This is a genomic window from Streptomyces otsuchiensis (assembly GCF_004305975.1).
Classification (GTDB): Bacteria; Actinomycetota; Actinomycetes; order Streptomycetales; family Streptomycetaceae; genus Streptomyces; species Streptomyces otsuchiensis.
This window is the reverse complement of sequence record NZ_BHZI01000299.1, coordinates 1-6,591: the sequence shown is the minus strand read 5'-3', so window position 1 is coordinate 6,591 and position 6,591 is coordinate 1. Positions and strand designations below refer to the sequence as shown.

Sequence of the window (6,591 nt, the reverse complement as noted above, 5' to 3'; positions counted from 1 at the left end):
GGCGGGTTGCCGTACTCGTCGTACTCGTCCTCGGCGACCGGGTCCATGGGCTGGATCGCGCGGCGGCGCCGGCTGGTGCCGGGCTTGCCCCCGATAGCCCAGCCGGTGGAGAAGCCCTTGCGGAAGGAGAGCGTCACCAGGCTCTGGCCGGTCGCGAAGGCGACGGCCCCGAGGGCGATCACCGCGACGGACTGGATCAGCACACCCAGGACCACGCCGAGGAATCCGCAGAAGGCCAGCACCCGCCAGCGGAGGCGGGCCTTGTACTGCAGCAGCACCTCTCCGAGGAGCCAGAGGGCGACCAGTCCGAATGCGAGGTAGAGGACTGTCCAGCCCATGTGCCGCCCTCTCGTCAGTGCTCCGTGTGCTCGCCGGCCCCAGTCGTCCCGGGGCGCCGATGCAAGCCCAGATTCCGGTAGATGTCCAGTGTGGCCGTCGAACGGTTCAGCGTGATGAAGTGCAGACCGGGGATGTCCTCGTCCATCAGCCGTTCACACATGCGTGTGGCGTGCTCGATCCCCAACGAGCGTACAGCGCCCGGGTCGTCGCGTACCGCGTGAACGCGGTCGCGGAGGTCCGCGGGGAAGGTCGCGTTGCTCAGCTGCGAGAAGCGTTCGATCTGCCGGACGCTGGTCACCGGCATGATCTCCGGAATGATGGGGGTGTCGCAGCCGGCCGCCGCGACCCGGTCCCGCAGTCGAAGGTAGTCGTCGGCGTCGAAGAACATCTGGGTGATGGCGTAATCGGCGCCGGCCCGGCACTTGTTGATGAAATGCCGGATGTCGGTGTCCCAGTCGACGGATCGGGGATGCATCTCCGGGAACGCGGCCACGCCGACGCAGAAGTCCCCCGACTCCTTGATCAGCTCGACCAGTTCGGCAGCGTAGCTGACTCCCTCGGGGTGGCGCACCCACTCCCCCATCGGATCACCCGGCGGGTCCCCGCGCAGCGCCAGCATGTTGCGGATCCCGGCGTCGGCGTACCGTCCGATGATGTTGCGCAGCTCGGCCACGGAGTGGTCGACGGCCGTCAGGTGGGCGACCGGGGTGAGGGTGGTCTCGGTGGTGATGCGCTCGGTGGCGCGGATCGTGCCCTGCCGGGACGAGCCACCGGCTCCGTAGGTCACCGACACGAAGGTGGGTGCCACCGCCTCGACACGGCGGATCGCCTCCCACAGGACGCGCTCACCCTGCTCGCTGCGCGGGGTGTTGAACTCGAAGGAGTAGGAGCGCTCACCGGCCGCCAGCAGTTCGCGGACGGTGTGCGCGTGGTCGTGTCGCACCGACGGGATTCCCAGGGCCATACCTCGACCTTAGCGAGCGAGTGTGCCCCTGACGATCACTGTCCGTGGAATGGACGTCGCACGCGGCCGGAAACCGTCAGTTCCGCCGCAGCCGCGCCGCGAGGGCCGCAGCGGCGGCGCCGGGGTCCTCGGCCGCGGTCAGCGCCCGCACCACGACCACCCGGCGTGCGCCGGCCTCCAGCACCTGGTCCAGGTTGCCGGCGTCGATCCCGCCGATCGCGAACCACGGCACGCGCCCGGCGTGCGCCGCCGCGTAGCGGACCAGCGGCAGCCCGGGCGCCGGACGGCCCGGCTTGGTGGGGGTGGGCCAGCACGGTCCGGTGCAGAAGTACCCGGTGGCCGGATCGGCGAGGGCCGCGTCGACCTCGGCCTCGCTGTGGGTGGAGCGGCCGATCACCACCGCGTCGCCCACGACGGCCCGCGCGGCAGGCACCGGGAGGTCGCCCTGCCCGAGGTGGAGCACGGGCGCCCCGGCCGCGTGCGCGACGTCGGCGCGGTCGTTCACGGCGAGCAGTCGGCCGTGCCGGCGGCAGGCGTCGGCGAATACCTCCAGCGTCTCCAGTTCCTCGGCCGCCTCCATCTCCTTGTCCCGCAGCTGCACGATGTCGACGCCGCCCGCCAGGACCGCGTCGAGGAACTCGGGGAGGTCCCCCTGGGCGCGGCGGGCGTCGGTGCAGAGGTAGAGGCGGGCGTCGGCGAGTGCGTGGTGCGGCTCGGGGGTGGTCATGGTCTGCCTCGCTGTGGCGTGGTGGGCGGGTGAGCGGTCGGGGCGGACGGCCGCCGACGGGCCCCGGCGGCGTCCGGGCGCGCTGACGACCGCCCCGGTCCCGGGGCGGTCGTCAGCGGGTGGGCTCGTCCCGGCGGTGGGCCCGTCCCGGCGGCGGCCGGGGCGCGGGCCGGCGCGGGGGGCTAGAAGGCGAGCGCCTGGGCGCGGCGCTTCACCTCGGTGCCACGGTTCTCACGGAGCGCCTGCGCCGGCGTACCGGGCAGCGTGTCATCGGCGGTGAACAGCCACTCCACCATCTCCTCGACGGTGAAGCCGTCGTCCTGGAGCAGGGTGAGGGTACCGGTGAGCCCCTTCACGATGCGGTCCTCGCCGATGAAGTCGGCGGGTACGTGGAGCGCACGGTTCTCGCCGCGGCGGACGGCGATCAGTTGTCCGTCCTTCACCCACTGGCGGACGCGCGTCACCTCCACGTCGAGCTGTTCGGCGATGTCGGGCAGGGTCAGCCAGGACGGGACGAGGGCGTCAATCTTCGGATCAATCTCGGTCACATGGACAAGGTTGCCATCCGTGGGGGACACCCGTCATCAGGGAGCCCCCCGAGGAGGGCATCCGGAGCAGCGACGCGGGCGCCCCGGCCGGTCAGCGCGCGGCGTTCTTCAGCGGTACGGACGGGTCGGCGGCACGGTCCAGCTCCACCGGGGTGCCGCGTTCGACCAGCCGGCGTCCCTGGGACAGGTCGCGCGGCCGGTCCACGGCCAGCACGGCGGTCAGGGCGCCGTCCGGACCCGCCCAGCACATCGTCCAGCCGCCGCCGGCGGCCGGGTCGCCCCGTCGCACCAGGGAATCGGCGGGGTCCGGCAGCCCCACACACTGCACGGTCCGGCCGAACTGGTCGGACCAGAAGTACGGCACCGGGTCGTAGGGCGGCACGTCCCCAGCCCTGCCCACGATGCCCGCGGCGACCGTCGCCGGGGCACGCAGCGCGTTGTCCCAGTGCTGCACCAGCAGCCGACGCCGGTAGCGGGCCGAGGGGAAGGAGGCGCAGTCGCCGACGGCCCACACCTCGGGGGCGGCGGTGCGCAGCCGGTCGTCGGCGAGGACGGAGCCGTCCGGGGCCAGCGCGACCCCCGTGCCCGCCAGCCAGTCGGTGGCGGGCCGTGACCCGACCCCGACCAGGACGGCGTCGGCGGGCTCGGCACGGCCGTCGGCCAGTTCCACCACTCCCTCGCGGACCGCGGCGACCGCGGCCCCCGTGACCAGCCGGGCACCGGCCTCGGCGTACCAGTGGCGCATCGGTGCGGCGGCCTCGGGCGGCAGCGCCCCGGGCAGTGGCCCGTCGGCGGCCTCCAGCACCGTGACCTCGCACCCGGCGGCGCGGGCGGCGGTGGTGACCTCGGCGCCGATCCACCCGGCGCCCACGACGACCAGACGCGCGCCGGGCACCAGTTCGGCGCGGAGCGCGCGGGCGTCGTCGAGCGTGCGCAGTACATGGGTTCCGGGGGCCCCGTCCGTCCCGGGCAGGCGGCGGGCGAGCGCGCCGGTCGCCAGGACGAGGTGGCGGTAGCCGACGGGTCCGGCGTCGGTGTCGAGCAACCGGTCGGCGGTCCGCAGGCCGGTGGCGGTGACGCCGGTGCGCAGCCGGACGCCGAGCGCGTCGAGGTCGGTATCCAGCCACGCCTGCGCGGCGGTGCCGTCGAGCAGCCCCTTGGACAGGGGTGGCCGGTCGTAGGGACGGTGGGGTTCGGCACCGAGGAGGTCGATCTCCCCGTCCCAGCCCGCCTCGCGCAGCTGGGCCGCGGTCTGGACCCCGGCCAGGCCCGCTCCGGCGATGACGACACGCTCGCTGTTCACGCCGGCCAGCCTCTCACGGCACGCCCGGCTCGGAGAGGGCCGACGGTGGGCATGACCGCGGCCGCTCACCACCGCCACCAGGACCGATCCCGAGCCGGCCACCATCGGCGACAAGCCGTCCAGACATGAGATCGCGATCTACAACTGGAGTCCTTAGCCTCAGTAGAGATCAGATATTACAACTGGTGGCTACGGCAGAGGACTCGCAAACATTTTTCGGTCTTCACTCGGGGAACTCGGAGCGGCAGAGGGGCGTCATACCTTTTCCAGCGGAGGAGTTGACGTCAACATGGGTGATTCACGAGACAAAGCTGCGCGGTACGGAATGATCGGCGTCATCGTCACAGCGGTATGCGGGGTGATCGGCACTCTGTTGTTTGTGACCTTGGGGAATGACTCGACGTCACTCTCCCGGGAAGGTGACCGTCCGCAAGCCACAGAGACCGACGCGGGGGCCCACTCGGAGCCCGGCCGAGGATCTGAGGGAGGAGCGGGCCGAGGAGCCGAGCGAGAGCCCGACGGTGCAGTGGACCAAAAGGCCCGTTCCGGATCCTGCGCCGACATCCTCACGTTCAACAACTGGAACAGCCGCGGTACCCGGCTCGGTGCCTACGTCTGGGAAAACGGTTCCGGACTCAGCGCGTGTGGGGAGGGATTCCGGCACGGCGAGACAGTGGACCTCAGCGTCGAGTACAGGGACCTTGAAGGCGCCGTGGTCCGTCGCGTCCCCTTCAAGGAGCCTCTTGTGGTGAACGATGCTGAGGGCTTCTCGGGGATCGACCATGAGAATCTGTCCCAGACCTTGAGGGGTAATGAAGCCACGGCGTGGGTTGTCGCCCGGGGTGAGTCGAGCCGGGCACAGACGCAGCTCGCCTACGACCCCGAGACCAGCGTCATCATCGACGGCTGAAAGGGAAGCCGCACCCCTCGGCCTCGAACCCGACTGGTCGCAGGCAACAGCCCCTGGCAGCCTTCGCCGCCAGCGAACGGCTGAGGCGCGGGAGGCTCGCCCCTCAGTCCGTTCACCAATCGGTCGGAAGTCGGACGGATGGAGCCTCCTCGTGGGGCGCCTGAGCGGCCCCGCTCATGGGGCGATCACGGACCGGTAGGCGTTGCGCACGTCGTCCCGGGACGGTGTGACGTACACCTCGGAGGGCGGTCCCAGGTCGGTGATGAGGTATTCGTACTCCAGCATCTCGGGGCAGCTGGCGCCCCGGACGCGCAGGTTCCTCTCGGTGACCAGCTCGCCGGTCCGCACCTCGTAGACGCGGACGGGGATCTCCTTCTCGCGGAACGAGACGCTCTGGTTGCCGCCGGCGCTCAACCCCGATTCGTAGGGGCACGTCTCGACGGTGGCGCCCATGGTGGGCTCCTCCGCGCAGATGACCAGCACCGCGTCGCCGGCGCCGTCGGCGAGCCAGGAGGAGGCCAGTTCGCCCTTGTGGTCGGGGTCACCGAAGACGAGCGCGCGGTGCGGACCGTCGCCCTCGTACGGGGCGGCCTTCCGGTAGGGCGCCGGGTTTCCGCAGTAATCGGGGATGTCGGAGCCGGTGGAGACCCGCAGGCGGTCGCGTACTTCGTCGAGTTCGATGGCGGCGCTCGCGTCGTCGGCGCCGGTCCGTGCCTCCGCGGCGAGTTCGTGGTCGGGGTACTCGTCCGTCACCTGCTCGTACCGGCCCAGCGCCTCGGCCCACTGGTGGTCCGCCATGAGGTCGGCGCCGCATCCGACCTTGGCGCCCGGCTCGATCTCCGGGACGATGCCCGTCGCGCGCTCCAGCGCCTTCTCCCCCGGTTCGCGTCCGCCGAGCCAGGCGGCGATCCTCTCGGTGGCGCACGCGTCGTCGGTCGGCAGGCGGTCGAGGAAGCCGTCGAGGACCTCGCCGGCGTCGTCGGCCACGCCCGCGCCGTCGGGGAACTCCCCGAGGACCGCCGACAGATGGCGGAATCCCGAGTCCAGTGCCTCGACGTCGCCGGTGAGGGCGGTGTCCAGGTCGTCCGACGCCTCCGCGAGCAGCAGGCCGGCCCAGTGCCGCTCGGCCTCCTCCCACCGTGCGCCGGGGTGGTCGGTGTAGTCGAGGAGCGTGCTGGCCGCCCGCAGCCGCTGGCTGCCCTCCTGCCGCTCGGAGTTCAGCAGCAGCTCGCACGCCTCCGCCTCCTCGGCCGCCCGCTCCGCGAGCGGGGCGTCGGCGACGCGGTGGGCGGGCGAGAGGCCGTTCAGCAGCGGCAGCGCCCGCGCGCAGTCGCCGGCTGCGTGGGCTTCGGCCGCTTCCCGCTCGGTGGCGGCGGCGTCGAGCCGCAGCAGCCCCGCCGCCAGCACGACCGGCAGCGCGAGAGCGAGGGCGAGCGGCCGCCGGCCGGCCGGCCGTGAAGCCGGGGCGGGGCCGTTCTCGGGCCCGGCTGGTCCGGCCGTCGCGCCGGGGCGGACGCCGGGCAGCCGGCCGCCCGCCAGGTACCAGCCGTGGGCGACGGACCCGGCCCACCACAGGGCCACGACCAGCTGGAACCACCAGTACGGCGCGAGCAGGGTGAGGACCAGCAGCAGTGCGGTGGTGAGCGCGAGCGTTCCCGCCGCGAGCGGACGCCGGCCCATCAGCAGGTAGCCGAAGCCCAGCAGGGAGGCGTTGCCCAGTGCGACCGCCACCGGGTCGGCGGACGGCGGGTGCACTGCGGTGGGCTCGCCCGCCTGCCCGGGGCCGGGAGGCGGCACGGG

The 6,591-nt window shown here is 72.6% G+C and carries 6 protein-coding genes and 1 pseudogene; 1 reads left to right on the top strand and 6 read right to left on the bottom strand.

The features are described from left to right. The 5 genes and pseudogenes from E0D90_RS22055 to E0D90_RS22035 form a co-directional block, all read right to left on the bottom strand. Window positions 1–338: pseudogene (locus tag E0D90_RS22055) on the bottom strand (hypothetical protein); the annotation flags it as partial. 14 nt (window positions 339–352) lie between these two features. Then, window positions 353–1,303, bottom strand: coding sequence for a methylenetetrahydrofolate reductase [NAD(P)H] (metF, locus tag E0D90_RS22050; protein WP_103504526.1), 951 nt, complete (start codon window positions 1,301–1,303; stop codon window positions 353–355). Between the two features lie 76 nt (window positions 1,304–1,379). Continuing rightward, the gene (thiE, locus tag E0D90_RS22045; protein WP_103504525.1) at window positions 1,380–2,030 is read right to left on the bottom strand and encodes a thiamine phosphate synthase; all 651 of its coding nucleotides are present in this window, start codon (window positions 2,028–2,030) and stop codon (window positions 1,380–1,382) included. Between the two features lie 182 nt (window positions 2,031–2,212). Continuing rightward, a complete protein-coding gene (locus E0D90_RS22040; RefSeq protein ID WP_103504524.1) occupies window positions 2,213–2,578 on the bottom strand; it encodes an Rv2175c family DNA-binding protein in 366 nt (121 codons plus the stop codon). Window positions 2,579–2,669: 91 nt separating this feature from the next. Further along, window positions 2,670–3,890 (bottom strand): NAD(P)/FAD-dependent oxidoreductase, encoded by a 1,221-nt coding sequence (locus E0D90_RS22035; RefSeq protein ID WP_227870399.1) that lies wholly within the window; start codon window positions 3,888–3,890, stop codon window positions 2,670–2,672. Window positions 3,891–4,170: 280 nt separating this feature from the next. Between E0D90_RS22035 and E0D90_RS22030 the strand changes: the two genes are divergently transcribed. Then, window positions 4,171–4,791 carry a hypothetical protein gene (locus E0D90_RS22030; protein WP_130799782.1) on the top strand — a complete coding sequence of 207 codons (621 nt, stop codon included), beginning with the start codon at window positions 4,171–4,173 and terminating at the stop codon, window positions 4,789–4,791. A gap of 174 nt (window positions 4,792–4,965) precedes the next feature. Here E0D90_RS22030 and E0D90_RS22025 read toward each other — a convergent pair. Beyond that, window positions 4,966–6,591: hypothetical protein (locus E0D90_RS22025; protein WP_194116929.1), on the bottom strand; the 1,626-nt coding region annotated here is incomplete at its 5' end.